Origin of the sequence: Streptomyces sp. B6B3 (assembly GCF_039871525.1) — a bacterium.
Classification (GTDB): Bacteria; Actinomycetota; Actinomycetes; order Streptomycetales; family Streptomycetaceae; genus Streptomyces.
In genome coordinates this window covers 185,873-210,500 of record NZ_JBDPLU010000002.1, presented here as the reverse complement: position 1 = coordinate 210,500, position 24,628 = coordinate 185,873, and the positions used below count along the sequence as shown (strand labels likewise).

The following is a 24,628-nucleotide window of genomic DNA, read 5'->3' as shown; positions in this document are numbered from 1 at the left end:
CACGGGGCGGACGGGTCCGCGGGGCGGGGCCCGGCCTCCGGCACGGCCGCCGCCCGCCGGTTCGGCGGGCCGACGGCGCCGACGGGCCCGACAGCGGCGACTGAGACACAGACACAGACACAGAACAGGTTGAGACGGATTAGGGGCAGATAGCTGATGGCGCTGATCGCACTGGCCGCGGACAAGGGCGCACCTGGTGTCACGACCACGGCCGTCGCCCTCGCCGCGCTGTGGCCGCGTCGCGTGCTCCTCGCCGAGGCCGATCCGGCCGGCGGCGACCTCGTCTACCGCTCCATGGGCGCCAACGGCCGGCCGCTCGATCCGACCACCGGAATACTCTCGCTGGCCGCGACCGCGCGTCGCGGCATCGCCGCCGAACAGCTCTGGGACCACGCCCAGCGACTGTCCGGCGGCCTCGACGTGATCGTCGGCCTGGCCGCCTCCGAACAGGCCGCGGGACTGACCGGCCAGTGGAACGCGCTGGGCCGGGCGTTCGCCGAGCTCGCTCAGTCCCCGCACCAGGAGGCCGCCGCGGACGTGCTGGTCGACCTCGGCCGGCTGGACGCGCACTCGCCGGCCAACGCCCTGCTGCCGAACGCCGCGTTGCTGCTGCTGATCACCCGCGCGCAGCCGGAGAACATCGCGCATGTCAGGGACCGCGCCGCCGCCCTGCACACCAAGCTGCACGGCCCGCAGCGGGGCGCGGCCACGCTGGCGCAGCCGCAGATCGGCGTGGTGCTGGTCGCCGACCCGCAGCAGGGCGGCAAGATCGCCTCGCAGATCAACGAGATGCTCATCGCGTCCCAGTCCGGCGCCCGGGTGGTCGGCCTGATCGCGGACGATCCGGCGGGCGCCGAGCAGCTCGCCGGGCGGCGCCGCGGTCGCCTGGACAAGTCGCTGCTGATCCGCTCCGCCCGGCAGCTGGTGGTGGACGTGCACAACACCTACCGCGCCGAGCTGAACCCGTCGGGCGGCGGCCATACCGGCGAGCACCAGGTGCAGCCGCCCGCCCCGCACACGCCGGGCGCGGGACCGCAGCGGGCCGCGGCGGCCCCGCCGGCCCCGTCCTACGGACAGCAGGGGTACGCCCAGCCCGCGTACGGCCAGCAGGGCTACCAGCAGCAGGGCTACGCCCAGCCCGGACAGCAGGGCCAGCAACCGGGCCAGCAGGGACAGCAGCCCGGCCAGCAGGCGCAGCAGCCGGGCCAGGGCGCCGCCCCGGCCGGTAACCAGCCCTGGCAGGCCGGACCCGCGGGGGGTGCGGGCACATGAGCGAGGTCAACCACCAGCTGGTGAAGCGGTTCCGCCAGGAGGCGGGCGACCGCATCGCCGAGCAGCGCCGCATCGACCAGGCCAGCGGCGTCCGCCCGATGACGTCGGAGGACGAGCGGCACTACGCGAGGGCCGTCATCGCCGGCGTGCTCGAGGAGTACGTGCGGGCCGAGATATCCGAGGGCCGCGCGCCGCTGGACGCGCACAACGAGGAGCAGTACGCCTCGGCCGTGCACGCCGCGCTGTTCGGCGTCGGCCGGCTGCAGCCGCTGCTCGACGACGTCGAGGTCGAGAACATCGACATCAACGGCTTCGACCAGGTGTTCATCGGCTACGCGGACGGCCGCGAGGTGCGCGGCGAGCCGGTCGCCGAGAGCGACGAGGAGCTGATCGAGCTCATCCAGATCCTCGGCGCCTACTCGGGACTGTCGTCCCGCCCGTTCGACTCCGCGAACCCGCAGCTCGACCTGCGGCTGCCCGACGGCTCCCGGCTCTCGGCCGTGATGGACGTGACCCGCCGGCCGGCGCTGTCCATCCGTCGCGCCCGCCTCGGCAAGGTCTTCCTCGCCGACCTGGTGGGCAACGGCACGCTGACCCCGGAACTGGGCAGCTTCATGACCGCCGCGGTCCGGGCCCGCAAGAACATCATGATCGCCGGCTCCACCAACGCGGGCAAGACGACGCTGCTGCGCGCCCTGGCCAACGAGATCCCGGCCGACGAGCGGCTCATCACCGTGGAGCGGGCGCTGGAGCTCGGCCTCGACCAGTTCCCCGAACTGCACCCGAACGTGGTGGCGTTCGAGGAGCGGCTGCCCAACTCCGAGGGCCACGGCGCCATCAGCATGGCCGAGCTGGTCCGCCGCTCGCTGCGCATGAACCCCTCCCGGGTGATCGTCGGCGAGGTGCTCGGCGACGAGATCGTCACCATGCTCAACGCCATGAGCCAGGGCAACGACGGCTCGCTCTCCACGATCCACGCCAACAGCTCGGCGGAAGTGTTCAACCGCATCTCCACCTACGCGTTGCAGGCGTCCGAACGCCTCCCGATCGAGGCCAGCCAGATGCTCATCGCCGGCGCGGTCAACTTCGTCGTCTTCATCGAGCGCCGCAACACCTACACGCAGGGCGGCGGCCTGCGGCGTTTCGTCAGTTCGGTCCGCGAGGTCAACGGCGTGGACGGCCGGGTCCTCTCCAGCGAGATCTTCTCCGAGGGCCGCGACGGAATCATCCGCCCCGACGCCGCGATCAGCTCCGCCGAGGAACTCGCGGCCTTCGGCTACCGAGGGGCCTGGGGGTGACCCGATGACGACGATGACCGGACTCTTCTCGCTGACCACGCTCTACGCGCTGCTCAGCGGTGTGGCGGTGGGCGGCGGCCTGGCGCTGCTGATCACCGCGATCCGCGGAGTGCCGCCGAAGACCGAGGAGGAGAAGGCCAGGGCCCAGCGGCGCTCGGCCGAGCTCGCCGCGTTCCTCGGCCGGCGCACCACCTACGCCTCGCTCGCCGCGGTGCTGGCGCTGGTCCTGACCCGCTGGCCGGTCGCGGCGATCGCCGCCGCGCTGCTCGCGTTCTCCTGGAACCAGCTGTTCGGCGGCGCCGGCGAGGAACGCCTCTCCATCCGCCGGGTGGAGGCGCTGGCCGGCTGGACGGAGTCGCTGCGCGACACCATCGCCGGCGCGGTCGGCCTGGAGCAGGCCATCCCGGCCTCCGCCCGCGCGGCCGCGCCGGTGCTGCGCGAGCCGCTGAACAACCTGGTCGACCGGCTCAGGTCGCGCACGCCGATGCCGGACGCGCTCCAGGAGTTCGCCGACGAGCTGAACGACTCCTCGGCCGACCTGATCATCGCCTCGCTGATCCTCAACGCCCGGCTGCGTGGCCCGGGTCTGCGCGAGGTGCTGGGCGCGCTGGCCAAGTCGGCCCGCGAGGAGGTGGACATGCGCCAGCGGGTGTTCGCGCAGCGCGCCTCCACCCGGCGCAGCGTGCAGATCGTCGTCGGGGTGAGCGTGGCGTTCCCGCTGGGCCTCGCCATCTTCAACCCCGGTTTCGTCGAGCCCTACGGTGACCCGCTGGGGCAGGCCGTGCTCAGCATCGTGGCCGCGCTGTTCGGTCTCGGCTTCTGGTGGATGCGTCAGCTCGCCAAGATCGAGGTGCCCGAGCGCTTCATGATCCGCCCCGAGCCGGTGGCGGTGCTCCGGCCGCGGGAGCCCGAGGGCACCCGGCCGCAGGAGACGCCGATCGGGCTGCGGGAGGGCCTGCGCGGCCACGGCGGCCGGGACGCGGGCCGGAACAAGGGGGCGCAGCAGTGATCTTCACGTCCGACATCAGCCTGGCCGTGCTGGTCGGGGCGATCTTCGGCCTCGGCGTGTACGCCCTGATCCGGGCGCTGGTGCCGACGCACCGCAGCCCGGTGTCCACCGTCGCGCGCATCGACGCGCTGCGGATGCGTTCGGGGGCCGGGCCCATCTACGCGCCCAACCCCTCGCGCCCGGCCGACCAGACGCAGAAGAAGAGCGGCGCGCTCAACGACCTCCAGGACCAGATCGGCGACCGGCTGGCCGAGATCTACCTGCAACGCGGCTGGGAGCTGCGTTCGCTGCGGGCCGACCTCGCGCTGCTCGACCGCAGCTGGGAGGGATTCCTGGCGAACAAGGTGGTGCTGGCGGCGGCCGGCCTGTTCTTCGGCCCGTTCATCTTCACCGCGCTGTGGATGGTCGGCTTCGGCACCAGCCCGGTGATTCCCGTCTGGGTGGCGCTCGCCTGCGCCGCCGGCTTCTTCTTCCTCCCCGACCTGGAGGTGCGGCGCGACGCCAAGGAGAAGCGACGGGACTTCCGCCGGGTGGTGGGCGCGTACCTGGACCTGGTGGCGATGAGCCTGGCGGGCGGCCGAGGGCTGCCTGAGGCGCTGAAGGCCGCCGCCGAGGTCAGCAACGGCTGGGCGCTCAAGCGCATCCAGACGGCGCTGGCCGACGCCCGGATCACCGGGCTCACCCAGTGGCAGGCGCTGGGACGCCTCGGCGACGAGGTCGGGGTGGAAGAGCTGCGGGACCTGTCGATCTCGCTGGCGCTGGTCGCGGACGACGGCGCGAAGGTGCGCGCGTCGCTCTCGGCCCGCGCGGAGACGATGCGGCACCGCGAGCTCGCGGAGATCGAGGGGGGTGCGGGGGAGAAATCGCAGTCCATGCTGATCGCACAGCTTCTGCTGTGCGTGGGATTTCTTATCTTTCTGATCTTCCCGGCCGGCATGCGAGTCTTCGAGGGCGGTTGATCCTTCGAGGGAGCTGACGGCCAGACCGAAAGTGGAGAGGAAGTACATCATGTTCCGGAACTCAGGACTCGGCACCTTCCGCCATCCGGCGGCCGACCTGCTGATCGCCCACCTGCGGGCCCGGCTGGAGCGAGCGCGGTCCGAGGACGGGGACCGCGGGGCGTCCGCCATCGAGTGGGTGGTGATCGCCGCGGTCGTGGTCACCGTCGTGGCCGCGGTCGGCTTCATCATCTCCCAGGCGCTGGAAGGCCGCGCCGAGGACGTCAGCAACTGCATCGAGGGCGTTGACGGAAACTCCGAGAGCTGCTGATGGCACGACGGCTGTCGCGGTTTCTGCGTCGCAGGCTCGGCCAGGGGGCCGACCGCGGCGGCTCCGTGCTGCGCGCGGGCGGATCGGACCGCGGGGCCAGTGCCATCGAGTTCGTCTTCCTCACCCCGGTGATGTTCTTCATGATCTTCGGGGCCGTCCAGTTCGCCCTCTACTCCTTCGCCGAGACCGTGGCGAAGGCTGCCGCCCAGGCCGGGGCGCGCACCGCCAGGGCCGAGGCCGACGCCAATCCGGACGGGTGGCAGGGCGAGGCGCGGGACAAGGCGAACGCCTACATCGCGGAGTTGGGCCGCGGCCTGTTCCAGGATCCGCCCGACGTCACCACCTCGCAGCCGGGGGCGAACGTCGTCCGGGTGGAGGTGGAGGGCGACGTGCCCTCGATCATGCCGTGGATCGACCTCACCGTGCACGCGGCCTCCGAGGGCCCGGTCGAGCGGTTCACGCAGGACACCGGGGGGTGACGGGGGAGATGGAAGCACGGGGGACGGGACGGCGCGTCAGCCGCGGCGTCCGCTTCCGCGACGCCGGATCCGGCGGCGTCGGGGCCGACGCCGGGGTCTCCACCGTCGAGATCGTCATCATCGCCCCGCTGATCATCCTGTTCGTGCTGGTCCTGGTCTCGCTCGGGCAGACCGTCTCCGGACGCAGCGCGGTCTACGGGGCGGCCAGGGACGCCGCCCGCGCCGGCTCGCTGGAACGCAGCCAGGGCGCGGCGATGCAGGCCGCCAGGGACGTCGCCGACGAGCAGCTGAACGACGTCTGCGTCGGCGGCACGGTCGACGTCACGGCCACCGGCGAGACGTCGCACGCCCCGGGATCGCTGTTCAGCGTCGAGGTCAGCTGCGAGGTGCGCGGGCTCGACGTGATGGGCATCGGGCTGGAGACCACCATGACCGGCGCGTCGAGCTCACCCATCGACCCGTACCGGAGGTCCGGATGACCACCCCGACGAAGCACGCGCGGAGGGCGTCCCGCCGGCAGGCCCGGCTGCGGGCCCTGCGTGGCGACCGCGGCTCCGGCGCGATCGCCGTGGTGCTGTTCTCGCTGGTGGTGCTGGCGCTCGCCGCGTTCGTGGTGGACAGTGGCCTGTCCATCTCGCAGCGCGAACGGGCCATGGACATAGCCGAACAGGCCGCCAGGTACGCCGCGCAGGACCTGGACCTGGAGGCGCTGCGCGACGGCGTCCGCCCGGCCCCGATCAACTTCGGCAACTGCGAGAACCGCGTTGCCGAGTACGCTTCTGAGGTGGGCATGTCGGCCGCGGACGTCGCCGCCTCCTACTGCGAGAACCAGGGGACGGCCGTGAACCAGGTGACCGTCCGCATACGTCTCACCTACGACCCCATCTTCACCGGCATCCTCTACGACCAACCGCTGGAGGTCTGGGGCGAGGCGACCGCCGAGGCCCAGACCGGCTGACCGGACGGTCAGCCACCATCCACCGACCCACCTGACCACACAGGATCACGTATCACACTCAACGGGAGCACACGTCATGGCCGGCACCACCCCCACAAACCGCGGGAACCGCACGCCCGTGAACGTCAGGGTCGGGCGTAGCTTCGGCGACGTGATGAAGGCGATGTTCGCCTTCATCGCCCTGGCGTGCCTGGTCGGCGGAGTCCCGTTCTCCCTCGCCTACTTCATCGGCTGGCCGCTGCCCGACTCGATGCCGGACGCCGACACGCTGACCGAGGAGATCAACACCGAGGTCTTCCTCAACTTCCTCGGCGTCCTGGTGTGGGTCGCCTGGGCGCAGTTCACCGCCTGCGTGCTGGTCGAGGTGCGGGCGGCGATGAGCGGCGTGGGCATCCCGCGCCGCGTCCCCGGCGCCGGCCCGAGCCAGATGCTGGCCAGGCAGCTCGTCAGCGCCCTGCTGCTGCTCAGCTCGGCGGCCGCCTCGCTCGCCCCCGGGCTGAGCGACATGCCCTCCTACTTCGACAACTCCAACACCGCCGTGGTCGCCGAGGCCGAACAGGACGGGCGCGGAGGCGGCGGCGGGGGCGCCACCCGGGTGGAGCCGGCCGTGGTGCTGCCCGACGAGGGCAGCTCGGGACAGGCGGACCAGGGGACCCAGTACTACCGCATCCAGCCGCCGGAGGGCCGGCACCACGACACGCTCTGGGGCATCGCCGAACGCCATCTGGACGACGGGCTGCGGTACAAGGAGATCTTCCAGCTCAACAAGGACCGGGTGCAGCCCGACGGTTCGCGGCTGACCGAGGCCAGCCTGATCCGTCCCGGATGGATCCTGGAGATGCCGGCCGACGCGCACGGCGGCGAGCTCGTCGAGGCGCCCTACGAGCTGGAGGAGCTGAACCCCGACGAGGTCCAGGAGTTCCAGGAGTACCAGCGGACCGGGGACACCGCGTGGCCCGACCCCGACTCGCCGAACCAGCCGGACGAGAACGAGCAGCCCAGCGTCGACGACACCGACATGGAGCGCTCCGACCTCACCTACTCGCCGGACGGCCCGGACGGCGACCGTGGCGGCCCCGACCACGCCGTGGACACCGAGGAGTCCGAAGGCTCCGGGGAGTCCGAGGAGGGCGCGGGCGGCGCCGAGGCGACCGCGGACGACGAGGACCGGTCGTTCGGGCTGCCGGAGGCGCTGATGGGCGCCCCGCTGCTGGCCGCCGGCCTGCTGATGGCCCTGGGCCGCACCCGCCGCAACGCGCTGTGGCAGTCGGCCGCCGGCGTGCTCGGCCGCAGCGTGGGGGACGGCCTGTCCCCCGACTCGCCCGAGTCGTTCAACGCCCGCGACGCGCTGTTGGTCGGCGCCGACCCGGGCGCGGTGGAGTTCCTCGACCGGGCGCTGCGGCAGCTGTCCGCCGCCCTCGACGGGGCCGGCCGGGTGCTGCCCTCGGTCTACGCCGCCTGGCTCGGCGAGCGGGAACTGCACCTCCAGCTGTCCGCCCCGGCCGGCACCCCGCCGGCGCCCTGGCAGACGGGGCAGGGCGACACGTACTGGATGCTGGACCGCGGCCACCTGCCGCCCGCGCCGGCCGGGGTGGCCGCCGCGCCCGAGGCGGAGGCCCCGTACCCCGGGCTGGTGAGCCTGGGCATGCGCGACGACCTGCGACTGCTGCTCAACCTGGAGGCGGTGCCGGGGCTCGTCTCGGTCACCGGCGCGGCCCGCGACCGGGAGGCCGTGCTGGCCTCCATCGCCGCGGAGCTGGCCACCAGCGGCTGGTCGGACCGGATGACCGTGTCGCTCGTCGGCTTCGGCGCCGACCTCACGGCGCTGGCCCCGACCCGCGTGCGCCACCTGGAGGACATCGCCGGGCTGCTCGAGGTCATGGAGACCGAGACGAACCTGCGGCGCGGCGCGCTGCGGCACACCGGCCAGGACTCCATCCTCACCGGCCGCACCGGGCCGGCCAGGCAGCAGCAGTGGGCGCCGCACCTGGTGGTCATCGGGGTGCCGCCCAGCCCGGAGGAGGCCGAGCGGCTGGCCGGCCTCGCCGCGGTCTCCGCGCCGCTCGGCATCGGCTACCTGGTCACCGCCGACCGCACCGAGCTGCCGGGCACCGCCTGGGAGTTCGAGGTGACCGGGGCGGGCATGCTCCGGGAGCCGGTGATGGGCCTGGACCTGGTCGCCCAGCGGCTTCCCGCCGTGCACCGGGCCGCCGTCGTGCAGCTGTTCACCGAGCTGACCCGCGACCCGGCCGGCGGCCCCGAGGCCCGCGACGGCGGGCTGGCGTTCGTCGTCGACCTGTCCGAACAGGGCAAGCCCGAGGTGTACGCCCAGCTGATGGGCGGCTACGAGCTCACCGGGCTGTCCGAGCCCGAACCCGAGCGGGCCGCGCAGCTGCGCGAGGCGCTGGCGATGCTGCTGCTGCACCGCGAGGGCGTGCACCCGCGGGTGCTGGCCTCGGCGCTGTGGCCGCGCGGCGTGTCCGACGACGTGCGGGACGCGTTCCTCACCCGGCTCGGCCAGTGGCTGGGTCAGGACGGCGCGGGCGGCCCCCGGCTGATCACCACCCCGGACGGGCGACTGACGCTCGCCGCGCGCGTGGTCTCGGACTGGGACGTGCTGCGCACCCTGCACCACCAGGCGGTGGCCCGGGCCGCGCACCTGCCGCGGGACCAGCGCAAGCGGCAGCTCGCCGACGCGCTGAGCCTGGCTCGGGGCGCGCTGCTGGAGGGCCAGCGCACGGACGGCCGCTTCGGCTGGCTGGACCACGAGATCGTGGACGCCCAGTACCCGCTGCTGGTCGCCGACATCGCGCTCACCCTGGCCGGCGAGCAGCTCAGGTCGGGCGAGGCCGAGCAGGCGTACACGGCCGTGCGCACCGCGCTGGGCGCGGCGCCGATGGACGAGCGCCTGTGGAACGAGCTGCTGCGCGCCGCGCACGCCACCGGCCGCGCGGAGTGGCTGTCCGGCGCGACCGAATGGCTGGTCGCGCACCACCGCCAGCTGTTCGGCGAGGACCAGCCGCTGCCGGCCCAGACCGAGGCGCTGCTCGACGAGCTCCAGCCCAGCTGGCGCGCCGCCCTTGCCGGACAGCCGGCCCGCACCTAGCCCTTGCCGGGCCCGCACCGTGCCCCGGACGGGGATTCCGTCCGGGGCTGGTGCGGCTTCGCGTCGCGGCGGTCGCCGGTCGGCGGCGGGGCCGGAGCCCCCGGGGTAGCCCTGCCGGGCGGGCACGCGTGCCGCGCAGGCCCCCTCGGGCGACCGGCCGGCGGCCGGTGCGTGCCGTCGGGGGTGACTGTCGGCACGTCAGGTCTCGTCGGGGAGGGGCCAGTCGGGTGGTACCAGGTCGCGGAGGGCGTCGCGGGTGCGGGTGAGGTCGAGGATGCGCTGCTCCACGCGGCGGAGTTGGGCGGCCAGCAGTTCCGCCGTGCTGGCGCAGTGCGGCACGCCCCCGTCGCGCACCCGCAACACCAGGCGGATCTCCCGCAGGCTCAGCCCGGCGGCCTGGGCGGCGCGGATGAACTCCAGCCGTTCGGCGCTCTCCGGCGGGTAGTCGCGGTAGCCGGACGGCGTGCGCGGCGGCTCGGGCAGCAGGCCCGAGCGCTCGTAGAACCGGATCGTCTTCGTGGTCACGCCTGCCGAGTGAGCCAGCGTTCCGATGCGCATGGCTACCAGCATAGGAGCGCACGAGCACGCAGGGTGGTCGGCGGACCATCGGACGGACGCCGGGGATGTCACCCCGCGGTGTACGTACGGCAGTTCGGTGGTCCGTCCGGGGCGGGCGCGGCAGCCGTCGCGCCGCGGCCCGTGGACGCGGCGGCGCGCCGATCCGGCTCCGGCTCGTCAGATAGAAGGCCAAGCGGTGCGGAGGGCCCGTTCGGCTGGTGAGACGCTAGTCGCGGCGAGGCCGCCGAACATAGCCGAAAACCACCTTCCGGGCGCGAGGTTCACTCCTCACAACTCCCCGGGCGCCGTCTGCGCCGTGAGGTGTGTCGACATGGTTACTCTGAGAGAGCCGGTCGTGCGCCGGTCGGAAATCGAACTGAGGGACGTCCGGCGGCAGGGTCTGACTTGGGTGCTGATACCCGCCTTGCGCAGGAAGGTTGGGACTGCTTGACTTCAAGTCAGCCGTTCCGCGGAGGATCGAAACCGACCCTTCCGCACCATCAGTTCCCGCGGTCGGACCCCGACCGGCGGCCGATGGGGGACGGTTGGCCGAGGCAAAACTCGGGCTCGGCCTGTTGACGGCTGTCGAGCGCAGCGGCCAGCGCCCGTCACCGGGCGTCGACTTTCGGACTTCCCCAAGTCCCCGTCACGGCCTAAGTTCTCCCCAACCGTCGCTACCTATGGAGTGGGAACGATGCAGATACCGGCAGTGGTGGTCGCGTGTCTCTCGGCGGGTTGCGCGGTGGCCCTACTGCTGGCCGTGCTCTGGCCGCGGCAGCACCGCAGGGTCACGGACGCACGCCGGCAGGCCGACGCCGCCCGCGTGGAGACCAGGACTCTGCGCGGTCAGCTGGCCGAGGCCGGACGCCGGGAGCGCATGATGGTCGAGGAGGTCGGGCACCTGACCACCACCCGGCTGCCGGCGTTGGCCAAGGCCCTGCGGCATCCGCATGTCAGGGTCCCCGAACCGCTGCACCCCCCGCTCGCGGAGACCAGCGGCGGACAGGCGCTGGAGGCCGTGCTCTCCGAGGTGTCCAGGGCCGTGGTGGGTGAGCGTCGCCGGGTGGACGGCGCGGCGCAGGCCGCGATGCGCGGTGCCACCACCAAGCTCCAGACCATGTGCTACCAGGTGCAGACCACGGTCGACGAGTTGCTCCACAAGTACGACGACCCCGAGCTGGCGGAACGACTCGCCGGTCTCGACTACCTCAACGAACAGATCCTGCGCCGGCTCCAGGTCACCCGCGTGGTCTGCGGCGCGGGCGCCGGTCTGGTGCGCACCAAGTCGCCGCTGCGCGCCCTGGTGACGGGCGCCAGCTCGCGCATCCCGAGCTACGAGCGGGTGCAGATCGTCGACCATCTGCCGGAGCCGATCGCGGTGGCCGACCGCGCCGCCGAACCGGTGGCGATCATGGTCGCGGAGCTGCTGGCCAACGCGGTGCACCACTCGCACGGCACGCTGCCGGTCGAGGTGAGCCTCCATCAGGCGCACAACGGCGCCGTGGTGGTCATCAACGACGCCGGCATCGGGATGAACGCCGAGGAGTTCACCAAGGCCAGGAAGCTGCTCGCGGGCACCGGGGAGACGTTCCTCGCGGAGCTCGGCGACCCGCCGAGCTCGGGCTTCGCGGCCATCGGCCAGCTCTGCCGCCAGTACGGCGTCTCGGTCTCGGTCGAGCCGTCGCACTACGCGGGCGTCAAGGCGGTGGTCTTCGTACCCTCCGAACTGCTGACCGCCGTCTCGGAGGAGGATCAGCCGCCGATTCCGGCGCCGCTGTCCCGCCCGATGCCGCCCCCGGCCATGCCGCCGCCCACCGAGCAGTTGCCCGTCCCGGCGCCGCCCGTCGTGTCCACCCGCCCGGCCACCCCGGCGAACCCGGTCGCGCCGACGACCCAGCCGGTGCCGCCGGGGCCGCCCGCGCCCCCGGCGCCGCGGACCGGTGCGGGCGACCCGACGGTCGCCCCGCCGGGCGGGGTGCCCGGCGGGGTGCCGCCGCTGCCGCAGCGCCGGAACCGCCGCACCGGCCCGTCCCCGGAGCAACTGCCCCCCGAGCGCGGCCAGGCCGAGTACCTTCGTGATCCGCAGGAAGCCGCCGCGCGCATGGGCGCCTTGCAGCGCGGCACCGCTCAGGGGCGCGCCGCCGGTGTCTCAGGACCTGGTTTTCGGGCCTCCGACGGCCCCGCTTCCGAGGACGAGTCCGAAAGGGATAACCGATGAACGCCCGCGTCCCCGTCATCAGGCCGAAAGTCGACCTGTCGTTCGTGCTGACCCCGATCCTGGAGATTCCGGACGTCCAGCACGCCATGGTGATCACCGCGGACGGGTTCTTCGAGGCCCATTCGGGCATGGACAACGAGAGCGCGGAGAAGCTGTCCGCGGTCCTGGCCTCGTTGCTGGCCTCCGGGCGGGGGACCAGCCACACCTACTTCGGCGGCCGTTCGCTGCTGCGCCAGGTGATGGTCGAGACCCAGGACGGGTACGTTTTCGTGATCCCCGCCGGGGAGGGCACCTACCTGGCGGTGTTCACCGGCCCCAACGTGGCCATGGACAACGTGTGCTACGAGATGCAGAAGCAGGTGCAGACGTTGGGCAAGGCCATGGTCAGCCCGCCGCGCGCGGACGTCCAGGGCACGCAGCCCGGGGGGGACGGCTACTCCGCATGAACCGGCGGCTGATTCCGCCCTACGTGTGGACCGGCGGCCGCACCCGACCCAGCAGGAACGTGCTGGACCGGCTGACCGTGCTGCGCGCGGCCACCGACCATGTGCCCTCCGGCGTGCCTCCCGCCGGGCAGCGGGTGCTGGAGATCCTGCAGGCCGGCGCGCTGCCCCTGGCGGAGGTGGCCGCGCACCTGTCTCTTCCCGTCAGCTTCGTCAAGGTCCTGGCCAGTGATCTGTTCGACGAGGGATGGCTGATCGTGCGCGCCCCGGCGCCGACCGAGAGCGGCCAGCGGCCCGATCAGCAGCTTCTTGAAAGGGTGATCCGTGGACTCCGCGCCCTCCAGTAGTGCCGGCGGCAGCCGAGGCATCTACCTGCGCAATCCTGACCAACAGCTGGTCAAGGTCATCGTCAGCGGCCCGTTCGGCGTCGGCAAGACCACGATCATCCGGACCCTCTCGGAGATACCTCCGCTGAAGACGGAGGAGGTGATGACCGCCACCGGTGCGGTGGTCGATCACCTGGACGGCGTGCGGGACAAGACCACCACCACCGTCGGCCTGGACTACGGCCGCCTCTCGCTCGGCGACGACCTGGCCCTGTGCCTCTTCGGCACGCCGGGGCAGAAGCGCTTCCACGCGCTGTGGGAGGACATCACCCGGGGCGCGTTGGGCGCGCTGATCCTGGCCGACACCCGGCGCATCGAGGACTCGTACGAGGTGATGGGGCTGATCGAGGAGCAGGGCATCGACTACGCGGTGGCGCTCAACCTGTTCCCCGACTCGCCGCAGTACTCCGACGAGGAGCTGCGGAAGGCGCTCGACCTGGCCCCGGAGACGCCGTTGGTGGCCTGCGACGCCCGTGACCGGTCCACCTCGCTGGCCGCCCTGCTGGCCCTCGCCGAGCACCTTCTGGCCTTCCCCAGGCCCCCGTCCGGGGGCGACGCAGCACTGGCCCTGGAGCAGTCGTGACCACAGCACCCCTTCCGAGACAGCCCGCGGACCCGTCCGCCACGCCCGCGGACCGGGTGCCCCTCTGGGGCCCCGAGTTCGCCGCCGATCCGCACGCCGTCTACGCCCGGTTGCGGGACTACGGCGCGTGCGCCCCGGTGGAGCTGGCCCCCGGCGTCAACGCCACGCTGGTGACCAGCTACCGGGCGGCGCTGGACGTGCTGCACGACACCGAGACCTACTCCAGGGATCCGCGGGTCTGGCAGGACACCGTTCCGGCGGACAGTCCGGTGCTGCCGATGATGATGTGGCGGCCGAACGCGCTGTTCAACGACGGGGAGACGCACGCGCGGTACCGCCAGGCGATAAGCGACTGCCTGAGTCTGATCGAGCCGCACGAGCTCCGCGACGTCACCCACCGGGCGGCCGACACGCTGATCCAGACCTTCGCCGCGGACGGCCGGGTCGACCTGGTCGGGCAGTACGCGGCGGCGCTGCCGCTGCTGGTCTTCAACGACATCTTCGGGCTGCCCGACGCGCACGGCCCCGGCATGGTGTCCGCCATGGGTCGGATGTTCGACGCGGCCTCCCCGGAGGACGCCGGCTCGGCGCTCGTCGAGATCGAGCGGTACCTGAGGGACCTGGTCGCGCTGAAGGAGCGCATGCGCGGTCAGGACGTGACGTCCTGGCTGCTGGACCACCCGGTGGGCCTGACCGCCGACGAGGTGGTGGTGCAGCTGTTGACGGCGACGGCCGCCGGGTACGCCCCGATGTCCAGCCTGATCAGCACCGTGCTGTCCCGGATGCTGTCCGACCCGCGGTACTACCGCACCATCTCCAGCGGCGCGCTGACGTCCGGCGACGCCATCGCCGAGGTGCTGTGGAACGACCCGCCGCTGGCCAACTACTCGGTCCACTACCCGCGCCGCGACGTGGACCTGCACGGCACCTGGATACCCAGGCACACCCCCGTCGTCATCTCCTACACCGCGGCCAACACCGCCCCGGCGGACCTGCCGCCGGGCCCGCGCTCCGACTCCGGGGCGCATCTGGCGTTCGCCGCCGGACCGCACGCCTGTCCCGCGAAGCAGCCGGCCGTGCTGATCGCCGGCACCGCGATCGACCGGCTCACGGGCTGGCTGTGCGATGTCGAGATAGCCGTCCCCTACGACCAACTGACCTGGCGCCCCGGGCCCTTCCACCGGTCGCTGACCGCGCTCCCGGCCCGGTTCACCCCGATAGCTCCCGACCAGAAGGGCACCAGCCCGTGGACCGTCAGCCCGCCGTCGCCGGCCCGCGCGCCGGGCCGGCCGGGGACGGCGCCACGCTCCGCGCCGCGGGACGCTCGGCACGACGGCTGACAGGGGCACCCGCCGGCCGTCCCCCGACCCCCGACAGGCGGAGGGGCGAGTTGTCGGAAGGGGACGACTTCGGGCAGGGTGGCCCGATCCGGACCTCCCTCGCCGCGGCCGGCGCCGACCCACCACACCTCGGGCCGGACGTCGACCGGCTCGACACCACCCGGGGCACCCCCGGTCAGCCCGCCTCCGGCCGCCGCCTTCCCCGCGGTCTCGGCGCGCCACCGGCTCGCCCGGCGGTCCGGATGGAACCCCTCGCCGCGCGCGTGCGTCTCCGTGGTTCCCGGCTCACCGTCTGAGACCGGTCGACCGCGGAGCGCGCCGCTCACCCGTTCTGGAGCAGACGTGACCCTCCCCTCCTCCCCGCCAGACCCGTCAGCCCGTCCCCTGCCACCGGGAGGCGAGGGGCCCTCCGTGCTGGGCCGGGTGGCGCTGTGGGGGCCGGAGTTCGCCGCCGATCCGCACGCCGTCTACGCCCGGTTGCGGGACTACGGCGCCTGTGCGCCGGTGGAGCTGGCCCCCGGCGTCAACGCCACCCTGGTGACCAGCTACCGGGCGGCGCTGGACGTGCTGCACGACACCGAGACCTACTCGAAGGACCCGCGGGTCTGGCAGCACACCATCCCGGCGGACAGCCAGATCCTGCCGATGATGATGTGGCGGCCGAACGCGCTGTTCAACGACGACGAGACGCACGCGCGGTACCGCCAGGCGATCAGCGACAGCCTGAGCCTGATCGAGCCGCACGAGCTCCGCGACATCACCCACCGCGCCGCCGACACGCTGATCAGGGATTTCGCCGCCCGCGGCGAGGCCGACCTGATCGGGCAGTACGCGCTGCCGCTGCCGCTGCTGGTCTTCAACGACCTGTTCAGCATGCCCGAGACGCACGGCGAGCAGTTCGTCACCGCCGTGAACCGCATGTTTGACGCCGCGTCACCCGAAGAGGCGGCCCGGGGCAACGAGGAGATCACCCGTTACCTCATCGAACTGGTAACCATGAAAAGGGGGCGTCCGGGACAGGATCTGGCCTCCTGGCTCATCGAGCACCCCACCGCACTCAACGACCAGGAGGTGGTCGACCAACTCGTCACGGCCCTCTCCGCGGGGTACGAACCAGTGACGAACCTCATCGGCAACGCGCTCTCCCGGATGCTCTCCGACCCCCGCTACTACCGCACCGTCTCCAGCGGCGCGCTGACCGCCACGGACGCCATCACCGACGTGCTGTGGAACGACCCGCCGCTGGCCAACTACTCGGTCCACTACCCGCGCCGCGACGTGGACCTGCACGGCACCTGGATTCCCGCGCACACCCCCGTGGTGATCTCCTACGCGGCCGCCAACACCTGTCCCGCCGACCTACCTCCGGGGCCCCGCACCGACTACGGGGCCCATCTGGCCTTCGCGGCCGGGCCACACGCCTGTCCCGCGAAGCAGCCGGCCGTGCTGATCGCCACCACCGCGATCGACCGGCTCACCGGCTGGCTGTGCGACATCCACCTGGCCGTTCCCTACGACCAGGTGGCCTGGCGGCCCGGACCCTTCCACCGGGCCCTGGCGTCGCTGCCCGCCCGCTTCACTCCGATCGCACCCGATCAGAAGGGAACCAGTCCGTGGACAGCATGCCCGTCGTCATCGACCCGTCAGGCCGCGACATCCCAGGGGAGGCCGCTCGCCTCCGCGACGCAGGATCCGCCGTCCGCGTAGTGCTCCCCGGCGGGGTGACGGCCTGGGCCATCACCAGCCACCGCCTGATCAAGGAGCTGCTCACCGACGCCCGGGTCTCCAAGGACGCCCACCAGCACTGGCCGGACTTCTACCAGGGCCGGATCCCGCGGACGTGGCCGCTGTACTCGTGGGTCGCGGTGCGGAACATGCTCACCGCCCACGGCCGGGACCACACCCGGCTGCGGAAGCTCGTCGCGCCGGCCTTCACCGCCCGCCGCACCGCCGCGCTCCAGCCGCGGATCGAGGCGATCACCCGGCAGCTGCTGGACGATCTGGCGGCCACCCCGGCGGGCGAGCCGGTCGACGTGCGCGCACGTTTCACCGAGCCGCTTCCGGTGCGGGTGATATGCGAGCTGTACGGGGTGCCCGAGCATCTCCAGCCGGGGCTGCGCGCGGCGGCGTCGAGCCTGTTCCGCACCTCGGCCGACCCGGAGGAGGTGCTCGCGACCCACCAGGGCATCTACGCGTTACTGGGCGAGCTGGTCGAGATCAAGCGCTCCCGGCCGAGCGACGACCTCACCACGATCCTGACCCAGGCCAGGGACGGCGCGGACCGGCTGGGCGAGCAGGAGCTGCTGGACACGCTGCTGCTGGTGCTCACGGCGGGCCACGAGACCACCGTGCACCTGCTGGGCAACGCGATACACGGCCTGCTCACCCACCCGATCCAGCTGGAGCTGCTGCGGCACGGCGAGGCCACCTGGGAGAGCGTCATCGAGGAGACGCTCCGCTGGGCCCCCTCGGTGGCCGCCCTCCCGCTGCGCTACGCGACCGAGCCGATAGAGCTCGGGGGTGGGGTCACCATAGGCAGGGGTGAGCCGATCCTGGTCGCCTACGCCGCCGCCGGCACCGATCCGGTGCAACACGGCGAACTCGCGGACCGCTTCGACATCACCCGCCCCAACCCCGAGCATCTCGCCTTCGGCCACGGCGTCCACTACTGCATGGGCGCCCCGCTGGCCCGCCTGGAGGCGCGCATCGCCCTCCCGGCCCTCTTCGAACGTTTCCCCGGCCTGCAACTCGCCGACGGGACCGGGCTTCGGCCCATAGAGTCCTTCATCTCCAACGGCTACCGGGACCTCCCGGTGCTCCTCCGCTCCCGCTCCTCGTCCGGCTCGGAGTCGCGCTCCCCGTACCCCACCGTCATCGGCTGATCCGCGCCGCGCGTGCTCCCCTCCGGAGCGCCGGCCGGGCTCGGCGTTCCGGGGTCGGCGACCTCGTGCAGCCCGTAGCGGCGGTGCACCCGGGCCAGCCGGGGTGGCAGCCACCAGATGGCGCGCCCGCCGAGCCGCATCGTGGCCGGCAGCAGCGCGCCGCGGATCAGGGTGGCGTCCATCAGCACCGCCAGCGGCAGTCCGACGCCCATCGCCTTCATGAACGTGATGCCGGACACCAGGAACCCGAGGAACACCACGGAGAGCACGGCCGCCGCGGCCGTGACGATCCGACCGATCCGCTCCAGGCCCACCGCCACCGCGTCGGTCGGCGAACCGGTGCGCTCGTACTCCTCGCGGATCCGGGAGAGCAGGAACACCTGGTAGTCCATGCCGAGCCCGAAGGCGACGGTGAACAGCAGCACCGGCACGGTGCCGACCACGTCGCCGGTGCTGGTGAAGTCCAGCACGCCGGCCAGGTGCCCGTCCTGGAAGCCCCATACCAGCGCCCCGAGGGTGGCGGTGAGGCCGAGCGCGCTGAGCAGCATGGCGAGGAACGGCAGCAGCACGCTGCCGGTGAGCAGGAACAGCAGCACCACCATCGTCACGACCAGGGTGATCGCGGCCGCCGGCAGCCGGTCGCCTATCGCGGCGATGCCGTCCAGGTTGACCGCCGCGCGCCCGCCGACCAGCGCCTCGGTGCCGTCGGGCGTCGGAGCGGCGCGCACCGTGTCCACCAGGTCCTCGACGGCCGGGCCGCCCACCGGGTCCGGCACCACGGAGAGGTAGCCGGCGGCGCCCTCGGCGGCGGTGCCCCCACCGGCCACGCTCCCACTGGCCAGGCTCCCACCCTCTACAAACCGCTCGTGCGCGGCCCCCGGCGGCGCCACCCGGGCCCCGTCGACGTAGGAGCCGGTGGCGGCGTCCACCCGGGCCACGTCGTCGAGCCGGGACAGCCCGGCCGCGTACCCGGACGTCGCGGTCGGGTCGGGCGCGTGCTCGAAGACGACCTGGAGCGCCTGGCTCTCGCCCGAGTCGAAGTGCTCCCGCAGCGTCTCGGCGACCTGCCGTCCGGTGGACGACTCGGGCAGCGCCCGCTCGTCCGCGGTGCCCGTCCGCAGGCCGAGGAACGGCGCGCCGAACAGCAGCAGGACGAGCACGCCGACGGTGGCGACCGGCACCGGGCGGCGCATCACGAACCACGCCAGCCGGTGCCAGAAGCCCTGCGCGACGTCCCGTTCGGCCGCCGCGTCGGCGCTCCCGTCGGCGCTTCCGGCGGTCGCGGCGGCCTTCCTGCGGCGCCCGAGCCGGCCACGCTCCACGCGTGGGCCGAGCACGGCCAGCAGCGCCGGCAGCACCAGCAGCGTGGTCAGCGCGGTGAGCAGCGACACCAGCACCCCGGCGTAGGCGATGGACCGCAGTGCCAGCAGCGGGAACCAGGCCAGGCAGGCCAGCGACACGGCGACCGTCACGGCCGAGAACAGCACCGTGCGCCCGGCGGTCACCAGGGTGGTCCGGATCGCGGTGGCGCCGTCCCGTCCGGCGCGCAGCTCCTCGCGGTACCGGTTGACCATCAGCAGGCTGTAGTCCACGGACAGGCCGAGGCCGAGCAGCGTCACCACGTTGACGGCGAAGACCGACAGGTCGGTGACCCCGCCCAGCGCCCACAGCAGGCCGAGCGAGAGCAGGATGGTGACGGCGCCGACGGTCAGCGGCAGCGCGGCGGCGACCAGGCTGCCGAACACCAGCACCAGGACCACCAGCATGATCGGGAAGGCGATCATCTCGCCGCGCACCGCGTCCTGTTCGCTGAGCTCGCCCAGCTCCTTGGTGACCACGGCGGTGCCGCCGAGCTCAACTCGCAGGCCGGCGTGCTCGCCCTGGTACTCGGGCTCCAGCTCGGCCAGCCGCTTGCCGGCCTCGGTCTCGTCGCCCTGGACCGTGGCCAGCACGAGCGCCAGTTCGCCGTCGGCGCCGCGCAGCTGCGGGGCGCGTCCCGAGTCCCAGTAGGAGGCGACGTCCGCCACCCCGTGCTCGGCGGCCAGCCGGCGGCCGAGGTCGTGTCCGGCGGCGGTGGCGCGTTCGGTGTCCACCCCGCCGGGGGCGTGCACCAGCAGCACCAGGTTGGCCTCCTGATAGCCGAGCTCCTCGGCGAGCACGTCGGCGGCGCGGCCCGACTCCGCCCCCGGATCGTCGAAGCCGCCGGCCTTCATCCGGTCGAAGACGCCGCTGCCGGCGGCGCCTCCGGCGAGTGCGAGCAGCACGGCCAGCAGCAGCACCGCCCTGCGGCGGCCCAGCAGGAACTGCGACAGTTTCGCGAGCATCGATCCATCTCTCCCGGTTGCGGTCGGTGGTCCGTGGGTTCCGTGGTCTCCATGGGTGGTGGGAACCGCAGCGTTGACCGGTGAGGCGGCGCCGGCGTGACACGGTGCCGGGCGGGGGCCGCGAAAACGAGGCGCACGTCACAGTTTCGGCGTCCCCCGCCGGTTGCATCATGAACATGCCACCGGTGGGGCTGCACGCGGTCGGGCGGGACCGGACGCGTGGCCGGCGGAGCTGACGCTCACGCTCATCCGGGAGCATTCATGACGACATCTCGAACCGTGCGAGGCCGCGCCACCGGCGGCCTCCTCCTCACCGCGCTCGCCGCGCTCGCCGTGCTGGTCGCGACGTGTCTGGTGCCGGCCGCCCGGCCGGCGTCCGCGGCGGAACCAGGGCCGGCGGCGGCGCCGACGCGGATCATGCCGCTCGGCGACTCCATCACCGGTTCGCCCGGCTGCTGGCGCGCCCTGCTCTGGCAGGACCTGGTGAACACCGGCTACTCCGACGTCGACTTCGTCGGCACGCTGGCGGGCCAGGGCTGCGGCTTCGCCTACGACGGCGAGAACGAGGGCCACGGCGGCATCCTGGCCACCAACATGGCCGACCAGAACCAGCTGCCGCCCTGGCTGTCCGCCACGAACCCCGACGTGGTGCTGATGCACCTCGGGACCAACGACGTGTGGAGCAACCGCTCGCCCGACACCATCCTCGCCGCCTTCACCAAGCTGGTCGAGCAGATGCGGGCCAACAACCCGCAGATGGAGATCCTGGTCGCGCAGATCATCCCGATGGCGCCGGCCAACTGCGGCGAGTGCGGCCAGCGGGTGGTGAACTTCAACGCCGCGATCCCCGCCTGGGCCGAAGGGCTCAGCACCGAGGCCTCGCCGATCACCGTCGTCGACCAGTTCACCGGCTTCGACACGGCGACCGACACCTACGACGGGGTCCACCCCAACGACGCGGGCAACCGCGTGATGGCCGACCACTGGTACCCGGCGCTCACCGACGCCCTGTCCTGAGCACCGCCGGGCCCTGGGCCCGACCAGCAACCCGCCGCCACCGCCACGGACTCGCCACCACTCGCCACCACTCGCCGTCACCGTGGAGGAGCGGTCGCCGGGGCGCGCGCCGCCCAGCACAGGCCGCGCCCCGGCGTCAACCCCGACGAACGTCCAGGTGGCACCCTGCCGTTCGACCCGGGCGCGCGCCGGCCGTCGTTCCTAGCGTCGGCGGTCATGGAAACGCAGACACACTCCCGACCCGGCCGCCGTCTGGGCCTGGCCGCGGCCCTGCTCGGCGCCGGCGCGGCCGCCGTGCTCTGGCTGGCGCCGGGCGGACTGGGCCAGGACGAGCCGGTGCGGATCACCGACGGCGCCTCGGCGTCCGGCTACCGATCCGTCACCGAACGGCTCGCGGACGCGCCCTCCTGGGTCGGCTCGGCCCTGGAACTCGCCGGCGAGGGCGCCCTGGTGCTCCTCGGCCTGCTGTTGCTCGCCGCCGGCTGGCGCGCCCTGCGGCGGGCGGACGCCCGCGGGGTGGCCGGGGCCGTGCTGACCCTGGCCGGCACCGGTGTCGCGTACGCGCTGAGCGAGGCGCTGAAGCTGGTCGTCGACGAGGAGCGGCCGTGCCGGGCGCTGACCGACGCCGAGCCGATCGCGCACTGCCCGCCGGTGGGCGACTGGTCCTTCCCCAGCAACCACGCCACGCTGGCCGCCGGGCTCGCGGTGGGGCTGGCCCTCGTCCGCCCGCGGCTCGCCGCGGTCGCGCTGCCGCTGGCCGGCGCGGCGGCGCTGCTGCGGGTCGCGGTGGGCGTCCACTATCCGCACGACGTGCTCGCCGGCGCGCTGCTCGGCGGCACCCTGGTCGCGGCGGTGCTGGTGCTCTGCCTGCCGGTTGCGTCTCGGGTTGCGTCTCGGGTTGCGTCCCGGCGGGTACTAGAGCCGCTCGCCCGGCGGCGCGGGGACGATGCCGGCCTCGTGCGCCACGACGGCGGCGGCCGCCCGGTTGTCCACGCCGAGGCGCGCCAGGATCGAGCTGACATGGGCCTTGACCGTGCCCTCCACCACCCCCAGCCGGCGCGCGATCTGCCCGTTGGACAGCCCGCCGCCCAGGCAGGCGAGCACCTCACGCTCCCGGGACGACAGCGCGTCGACCCGCTCCCTGGCCGCCCGCCGACGCCCGGCCGCGACCCCGGCGCCGCCGGCGGCGAGATGCGCCACCACCCGGGCGGCGACCCGCGGTGACAGGTAGGCGGCGCCGTCGGCCACCGCGCGCACGCCGGCGATCAGCTCCTCGGGGTCGCCGGACTTGATGAGGAAGCCGGCGGCGCCGCCGCCCAGCGCCTGGAGGATGTAGTCGTCCTCGCCGAACGTGGTGAGGATGACGACGCCGGTCTCCGGCGCGGTGCGGCGGATCTCGGCCGCCGCACCGATGCCGTCGAGGCCCGGCATGCGGATGTCGAGCACCGCCACCCGGGGGCGGTGCCGGCGCACCAGCTCCACCGCCCGGTGCCCGTCCTCGGCCTCGGCGACGATCTCGATCTCCGGGTCGGTGGCCAGCACGGCCCGGACCCCGGCGCGGATCATCGGCTCGTCGTCGGCGATCAGGATCCGGATCATCGCACCGCGTTCCCGGTGAAGGCGTCGGCCGAGACGAGCGCGCCGTCCCGGAAGCACAGCCGGTAGACGTCGCCGGAGCGGTTGTCGAAGCGGTCGGCCGTCATGTCGTAGTACTCGCAGGCGGTGCCCGGCTGCTCCGGCTCCGCGGCGGCCGGCCGGCGGTGCGACTGCCGGTCCGGCAGGAAGTGGGCTATCTCGGCACGGTCCTGTCCGATCCGCAGGCTCGCGTAGTCGTCAGGGGCCAGCACCGAGCGCCCGACCATCACCGCCTCCCAGGCGATCAGCGCGCCGCCCAGCAGCACCGCGGTGACCAGCGGAACCGTCACGGCGGCCAGCAGCGTGCGGCGCAGGGCCCTGGCCGGGCGGGGAGCGGGGCCCCCGGCCGGGCGGTCCCCGGCCGGCCCGGAGGCCCTTGCCGAGCGATCCCCGGCCGGCACGGTGTGCGGCAGCGTCGCCACGACGGCGAAGCCCGTGCCGGCCGCGCCCAGCCCCGGGACGCCGCGGTCCGCGGGCTGCGGGAGGCGCGTGGCGGTTCCGTGGGAGCGGACGCGCCCGTCGCTTTCGCCGGTGCTGTCTGGTCCCTCCGGGGTGTCGTCGCCTGGGCGGTCACGGTGGGCGGCGTGGTGTCCGGCGTCGGCGGCGGGGCGGTCGGGCCGGGTTTCCCCGGCGATGCCGTGCGCGGTGCCGGGGTGGGGTGGGTCGCCCGGGTCCGTCGGGCCGAACGACAGGGTGCCGCCCGTGAGGCGGACGCGTTCGTCGAGGCCGATCAGCCCGAACCCGCCGGCGGCGGGTTCGGCGGCGGGTTCGGCGACGGGGTCCGGGACGGAGACCGGGGGAGGAGGGCCGTTCGTCACCCGGACCTCGGTCGCGGCGGCCGTGTGGCGCACCCGCACGGCTGCCGTCGCGCCCGGGGCGTGCTTCGCGACGTTCGTCAGCGACTCCTGCACCACCCGGCGCACGGCACGTTCGGTCATGGGGGGCGCCGCCTCCGGATCGCCCGTGACCGACAGCTCGACGGCGAGCCCCGCCGCCCGCACCCGGGCCACCACGTCCGCGACGCCGTGGTCGGGCGGCTCGCCCGCCGCCCCCTCGTGCCGGAGCACGCCGACCACCTCGCCGAGCCGCTCCACGGCGGCCCCCGCCTTCGCGCGGATGTCCTGGGCCGCCGCCCGGTGCGCGTCGGACAGCCCGGGCGCGAGCTTCAGCGCCCCGGCGGACAGCGCTATCAGGCTCAGATCGTGCCCCAGCGCGTCGTGCACGTCCTGCGCTATCCGGGCCCGCTCGCGCAGCCTGGCCTGCTCGGCGACCAGCCGCTGCTCCCGCTCCAGATGGGCGGCCCGCTCCCAGCCGGCCCGCACCAACTCCTGGTACTGGCGCCAGAACCGGCCGGCGAACCAGGGGAGCATGGCGGCGCAGACCAGCACCGCGACGAACCGGCTGCCCAGCACGATCCAGGCGGGCACCAGGGCGATCGCGAGCACGCCGGCCGCCAGCACCGCGAGCAGGGCCAGCGCGGTGTGCCGGGTCCGGCCCGGCCGCCGCCCGGCCAGGAACGCGCAGACCGCGGTCGGCACCGTCCAGCACAGCGCCCACAACGGCCCGGCGACGCTGAGCGCGACGCCGGCCGTGGCCCCGGCGAACAGCAGGCGCCCCGCGGTGATTCCTCGACTGATGGACGAGCTCATGGACGCGACCCTACGGAGCGTGCCGGCGCCTCCGACACTGTCGAAAGTCCCATCCCGGCGCGCCCCGCGCCGGGCGGGCGTCGCGTCACGACGTTCACGGTTTCCTCAAGTCTCACGTCCGTGCGCCGGGTTGGGCACGAAACGCACCGGGGGTGGGAAGAAATTCTCACCGTGATCGAACGCAACGCGACCCCCCGCCGGC

Annotated in this window: 22 protein-coding genes and 1 pseudogene; 18 read left to right on the top strand and 5 right to left on the bottom strand. The window is 73.6% G+C overall.

What is annotated here, in order from left to right:
* Positions 1 to 156 precede the first annotated feature (156 nt).
* The 9 genes from ABGB06_RS05165 (at position 157) to ABGB06_RS05125 (ending at position 9,391) form a co-directional block, all read left to right on the top strand.
* Complete coding sequence (locus ABGB06_RS05165) at positions 157 to 1,272, top strand: hypothetical protein (RefSeq protein ID WP_347585718.1); 1,116 nt, start codon at positions 157 to 159, stop codon at positions 1,270 to 1,272.
* The gene (locus tag ABGB06_RS05160) at positions 1,269 to 2,570 is read left to right on the top strand and encodes an ATPase, T2SS/T4P/T4SS family (protein WP_347585717.1); all 1,302 of its coding nucleotides are present in this window, start codon (positions 1,269 to 1,271) and stop codon (positions 2,568 to 2,570) included. Before ABGB06_RS05165 ends, ABGB06_RS05160 begins: the two co-directional genes overlap by 4 nt.
* 13 nt (positions 2,571 to 2,583) lie before the next feature.
* Positions 2,584 to 3,579 (top strand): type II secretion system F family protein, encoded by a 996-nt coding sequence (locus ABGB06_RS05155; protein ID WP_347586555.1) that lies wholly within the window; start codon positions 2,584 to 2,586, stop codon positions 3,577 to 3,579.
* Positions 3,576 to 4,538 carry a type II secretion system F family protein gene (locus ABGB06_RS05150; protein WP_347585715.1) on the top strand — a complete coding sequence of 321 codons (963 nt, stop codon included), beginning with the start codon at positions 3,576 to 3,578 and terminating at the stop codon, positions 4,536 to 4,538. Before ABGB06_RS05155 ends, ABGB06_RS05150 begins: the two co-directional genes overlap by 4 nt.
* A gap of 49 nt (positions 4,539 to 4,587) precedes the next feature.
* Complete coding sequence (locus tag ABGB06_RS05145; protein WP_347585713.1) at positions 4,588 to 4,848, top strand: hypothetical protein; 261 nt, start codon at positions 4,588 to 4,590, stop codon at positions 4,846 to 4,848.
* Positions 4,848 to 5,327 (top strand): TadE family protein, encoded by a 480-nt coding sequence (locus tag ABGB06_RS05140; RefSeq protein ID WP_347585712.1) that lies wholly within the window; start codon positions 4,848 to 4,850, stop codon positions 5,325 to 5,327. The genes ABGB06_RS05145 and ABGB06_RS05140 overlap by 1 nt, the downstream gene beginning before the upstream one ends.
* An 8-nt stretch (positions 5,328 to 5,335) precedes the next feature.
* Positions 5,336 to 5,806: a TadE/TadG family type IV pilus assembly protein gene (locus ABGB06_RS05135; protein ID WP_347585710.1), complete on the top strand. Its 471-nt coding sequence runs from the start codon at positions 5,336 to 5,338 to the stop codon at positions 5,804 to 5,806.
* The gene (locus ABGB06_RS05130; protein ID WP_347585708.1) at positions 5,803 to 6,285 is read left to right on the top strand and encodes a Tad domain-containing protein; all 483 of its coding nucleotides are present in this window, start codon (positions 5,803 to 5,805) and stop codon (positions 6,283 to 6,285) included. The genes ABGB06_RS05135 and ABGB06_RS05130 overlap by 4 nt, the downstream gene beginning before the upstream one ends.
* 118 nt (positions 6,286 to 6,403) lie before the next feature.
* Complete coding sequence (locus tag ABGB06_RS05125; protein WP_347585706.1) at positions 6,404 to 9,391, top strand: BTAD domain-containing putative transcriptional regulator; 2,988 nt, start codon at positions 6,404 to 6,406, stop codon at positions 9,389 to 9,391.
* Between the two features lie 198 nt (positions 9,392 to 9,589).
* On the opposite strand, the gene ABGB06_RS05120 is transcribed toward ABGB06_RS05125, so the two are convergent.
* Positions 9,590 to 9,949: a heavy metal-responsive transcriptional regulator gene (locus ABGB06_RS05120; RefSeq protein WP_347585705.1), complete on the bottom strand. Its 360-nt coding sequence runs from the start codon at positions 9,947 to 9,949 to the stop codon at positions 9,590 to 9,592.
* Between the two features lie 694 nt (positions 9,950 to 10,643).
* Here ABGB06_RS05120 and ABGB06_RS05115 point away from each other — a divergent pair.
* The 7 genes from ABGB06_RS05115 to ABGB06_RS05085 all read left to right on the top strand — a co-directional run bounded on the left by ABGB06_RS05115 (position 10,644) and on the right by ABGB06_RS05085 (position 17,801).
* Positions 10,644 to 12,167, top strand: a complete 1,524-nt coding sequence (locus ABGB06_RS05115; RefSeq protein ID WP_347585703.1) for an ATP-binding protein — start codon at positions 10,644 to 10,646, stop codon at positions 12,165 to 12,167.
* Positions 12,164 to 12,613 carry a roadblock/LC7 domain-containing protein gene (locus tag ABGB06_RS05110; RefSeq protein WP_347585701.1) on the top strand — a complete coding sequence of 150 codons (450 nt, stop codon included), beginning with the start codon at positions 12,164 to 12,166 and terminating at the stop codon, positions 12,611 to 12,613. The genes ABGB06_RS05115 and ABGB06_RS05110 overlap by 4 nt, the downstream gene beginning before the upstream one ends.
* Positions 12,610 to 12,957: a DUF742 domain-containing protein gene (locus ABGB06_RS05105; protein WP_347585699.1), complete on the top strand. Its 348-nt coding sequence runs from the start codon at positions 12,610 to 12,612 to the stop codon at positions 12,955 to 12,957. Before ABGB06_RS05110 ends, ABGB06_RS05105 begins: the two co-directional genes overlap by 4 nt.
* Positions 12,958 to 12,976: 19 nt before the next feature.
* Complete coding sequence (locus ABGB06_RS05100; RefSeq protein WP_347586553.1) at positions 12,977 to 13,579, top strand: ATP/GTP-binding protein; 603 nt, start codon at positions 12,977 to 12,979, stop codon at positions 13,577 to 13,579.
* Positions 13,576 to 14,919: a cytochrome P450 gene (locus ABGB06_RS05095; protein ID WP_347585698.1), complete on the top strand. Its 1,344-nt coding sequence runs from the start codon at positions 13,576 to 13,578 to the stop codon at positions 14,917 to 14,919. Before ABGB06_RS05100 ends, ABGB06_RS05095 begins: the two co-directional genes overlap by 4 nt.
* Positions 14,920 to 15,330: 411 nt before the next feature.
* The gene (locus ABGB06_RS05090) at positions 15,331 to 16,626 is read left to right on the top strand and encodes a cytochrome P450 (RefSeq protein ID WP_347585695.1); all 1,296 of its coding nucleotides are present in this window, start codon (positions 15,331 to 15,333) and stop codon (positions 16,624 to 16,626) included.
* On the top strand, positions 16,542 to 17,801 hold the full coding sequence (locus ABGB06_RS05085; RefSeq protein ID WP_347586551.1) for a cytochrome P450: 1,260 nt from the start codon (positions 16,542 to 16,544) through the stop codon (positions 17,799 to 17,801). The genes ABGB06_RS05090 and ABGB06_RS05085 overlap by 85 nt, the downstream gene beginning before the upstream one ends.
* On the opposite strand, the gene ABGB06_RS05080 is transcribed toward ABGB06_RS05085, so the two are convergent.
* Positions 17,717 to 20,125, bottom strand: coding sequence for an MMPL family transporter (locus ABGB06_RS05080; RefSeq protein ID WP_347585693.1), 2,409 nt, complete (start codon positions 20,123 to 20,125; stop codon positions 17,717 to 17,719). The genes ABGB06_RS05085 and ABGB06_RS05080 overlap by 85 nt on opposite strands.
* Before the next feature lie 261 nt (positions 20,126 to 20,386).
* Between ABGB06_RS05080 and ABGB06_RS05075 the strand changes: the two genes are divergently transcribed.
* A complete protein-coding gene (locus ABGB06_RS05075; RefSeq protein ID WP_347585692.1) occupies positions 20,387 to 21,142 on the top strand; it encodes an SGNH/GDSL hydrolase family protein in 756 nt (251 codons plus the stop codon).
* Positions 21,143 to 21,510: 368 nt separating this feature from the next.
* Here ABGB06_RS05075 and ABGB06_RS05070 read toward each other — a convergent pair whose 3' ends face one another.
* Positions 21,511 to 21,819: a hypothetical protein gene (locus tag ABGB06_RS05070; protein WP_347586619.1), complete on the bottom strand. Its 309-nt coding sequence runs from the start codon at positions 21,817 to 21,819 to the stop codon at positions 21,511 to 21,513.
* Between ABGB06_RS05070 and ABGB06_RS05065 the strand changes: the two are divergent.
* A pseudogene (locus ABGB06_RS05065) lies at positions 21,707 to 21,940 on the top strand (phosphatase PAP2 family protein); the annotation flags it as partial. The gene ABGB06_RS05070 and the pseudogene ABGB06_RS05065 overlap by 113 nt on opposite strands.
* Positions 21,941 to 22,057: 117 nt before the next feature.
* Here ABGB06_RS05065 and ABGB06_RS05060 read toward each other — a convergent pair.
* Positions 22,058 to 22,741: a response regulator transcription factor gene (locus ABGB06_RS05060; protein ID WP_347585690.1), complete on the bottom strand. Its 684-nt coding sequence runs from the start codon at positions 22,739 to 22,741 to the stop codon at positions 22,058 to 22,060.
* The gene (locus tag ABGB06_RS05055) at positions 22,738 to 24,426 is read right to left on the bottom strand and encodes a histidine kinase (RefSeq protein ID WP_347585688.1); all 1,689 of its coding nucleotides are present in this window, start codon (positions 24,424 to 24,426) and stop codon (positions 22,738 to 22,740) included. Before ABGB06_RS05055 ends, ABGB06_RS05060 begins: the two co-directional genes overlap by 4 nt.
* Between the last annotated feature and the right edge of the window lie 202 nt (positions 24,427 to 24,628).

What these genes read in the sequence shown, in the direction of transcription:
- ABGB06_RS05130 (WP_347585708.1), top strand. Translation starts at nt 5,803, where the DNA reads ATGACCACCCCGACGAAGCACGCGCGGAGGGCGTCCCGCCGGCAGGCC.
- ABGB06_RS05105 (WP_347585699.1), top strand. Translation starts at nt 12,610, where the DNA reads ATGAACCGGCGGCTGATTCCGCCCTACGTGTGGACCGGCGGCCGCACC.
- ABGB06_RS05060 (WP_347585690.1), bottom strand. Translation starts at nt 22,741, where the DNA reads ATGATCCGGATCCTGATCGCCGACGACGAGCCGATGATCCGCGCCGGG.
- ABGB06_RS05085 (WP_347586551.1), top strand. Translation starts at nt 16,542, where the DNA reads ATGCCCGTCGTCATCGACCCGTCAGGCCGCGACATCCCAGGGGAGGCC.
- ABGB06_RS05110 (WP_347585701.1), top strand. Translation starts at nt 12,164, where the DNA reads ATGAACGCCCGCGTCCCCGTCATCAGGCCGAAAGTCGACCTGTCGTTC.
- ABGB06_RS05155 (WP_347586555.1), top strand. Translation starts at nt 2,584, where the DNA reads ATGACCGGACTCTTCTCGCTGACCACGCTCTACGCGCTGCTCAGCGGT.
- ABGB06_RS05140 (WP_347585712.1), top strand. Translation starts at nt 4,848, where the DNA reads ATGGCACGACGGCTGTCGCGGTTTCTGCGTCGCAGGCTCGGCCAGGGG.
- ABGB06_RS05055 (WP_347585688.1), bottom strand. Translation starts at nt 24,426, where the DNA reads ATGAGCTCGTCCATCAGTCGAGGAATCACCGCGGGGCGCCTGCTGTTC.
- ABGB06_RS05075 (WP_347585692.1), top strand. Translation starts at nt 20,387, where the DNA reads ATGACGACATCTCGAACCGTGCGAGGCCGCGCCACCGGCGGCCTCCTC.
- ABGB06_RS05135 (WP_347585710.1), top strand. Translation starts at nt 5,336, where the DNA reads ATGGAAGCACGGGGGACGGGACGGCGCGTCAGCCGCGGCGTCCGCTTC.
- ABGB06_RS05165 (WP_347585718.1), top strand. Translation starts at nt 157, where the DNA reads ATGGCGCTGATCGCACTGGCCGCGGACAAGGGCGCACCTGGTGTCACG.
- ABGB06_RS05080 (WP_347585693.1), bottom strand. Translation starts at nt 20,125, where the DNA reads ATGCTCGCGAAACTGTCGCAGTTCCTGCTGGGCCGCCGCAGGGCGGTG.
- ABGB06_RS05115 (WP_347585703.1), top strand. Translation starts at nt 10,644, where the DNA reads ATGCAGATACCGGCAGTGGTGGTCGCGTGTCTCTCGGCGGGTTGCGCG.
- ABGB06_RS05160 (WP_347585717.1), top strand. Translation starts at nt 1,269, where the DNA reads ATGAGCGAGGTCAACCACCAGCTGGTGAAGCGGTTCCGCCAGGAGGCG.
- ABGB06_RS05145 (WP_347585713.1), top strand. Translation starts at nt 4,588, where the DNA reads ATGTTCCGGAACTCAGGACTCGGCACCTTCCGCCATCCGGCGGCCGAC.
- ABGB06_RS05120 (WP_347585705.1), bottom strand. Translation starts at nt 9,949, where the DNA reads ATGCGCATCGGAACGCTGGCTCACTCGGCAGGCGTGACCACGAAGACG.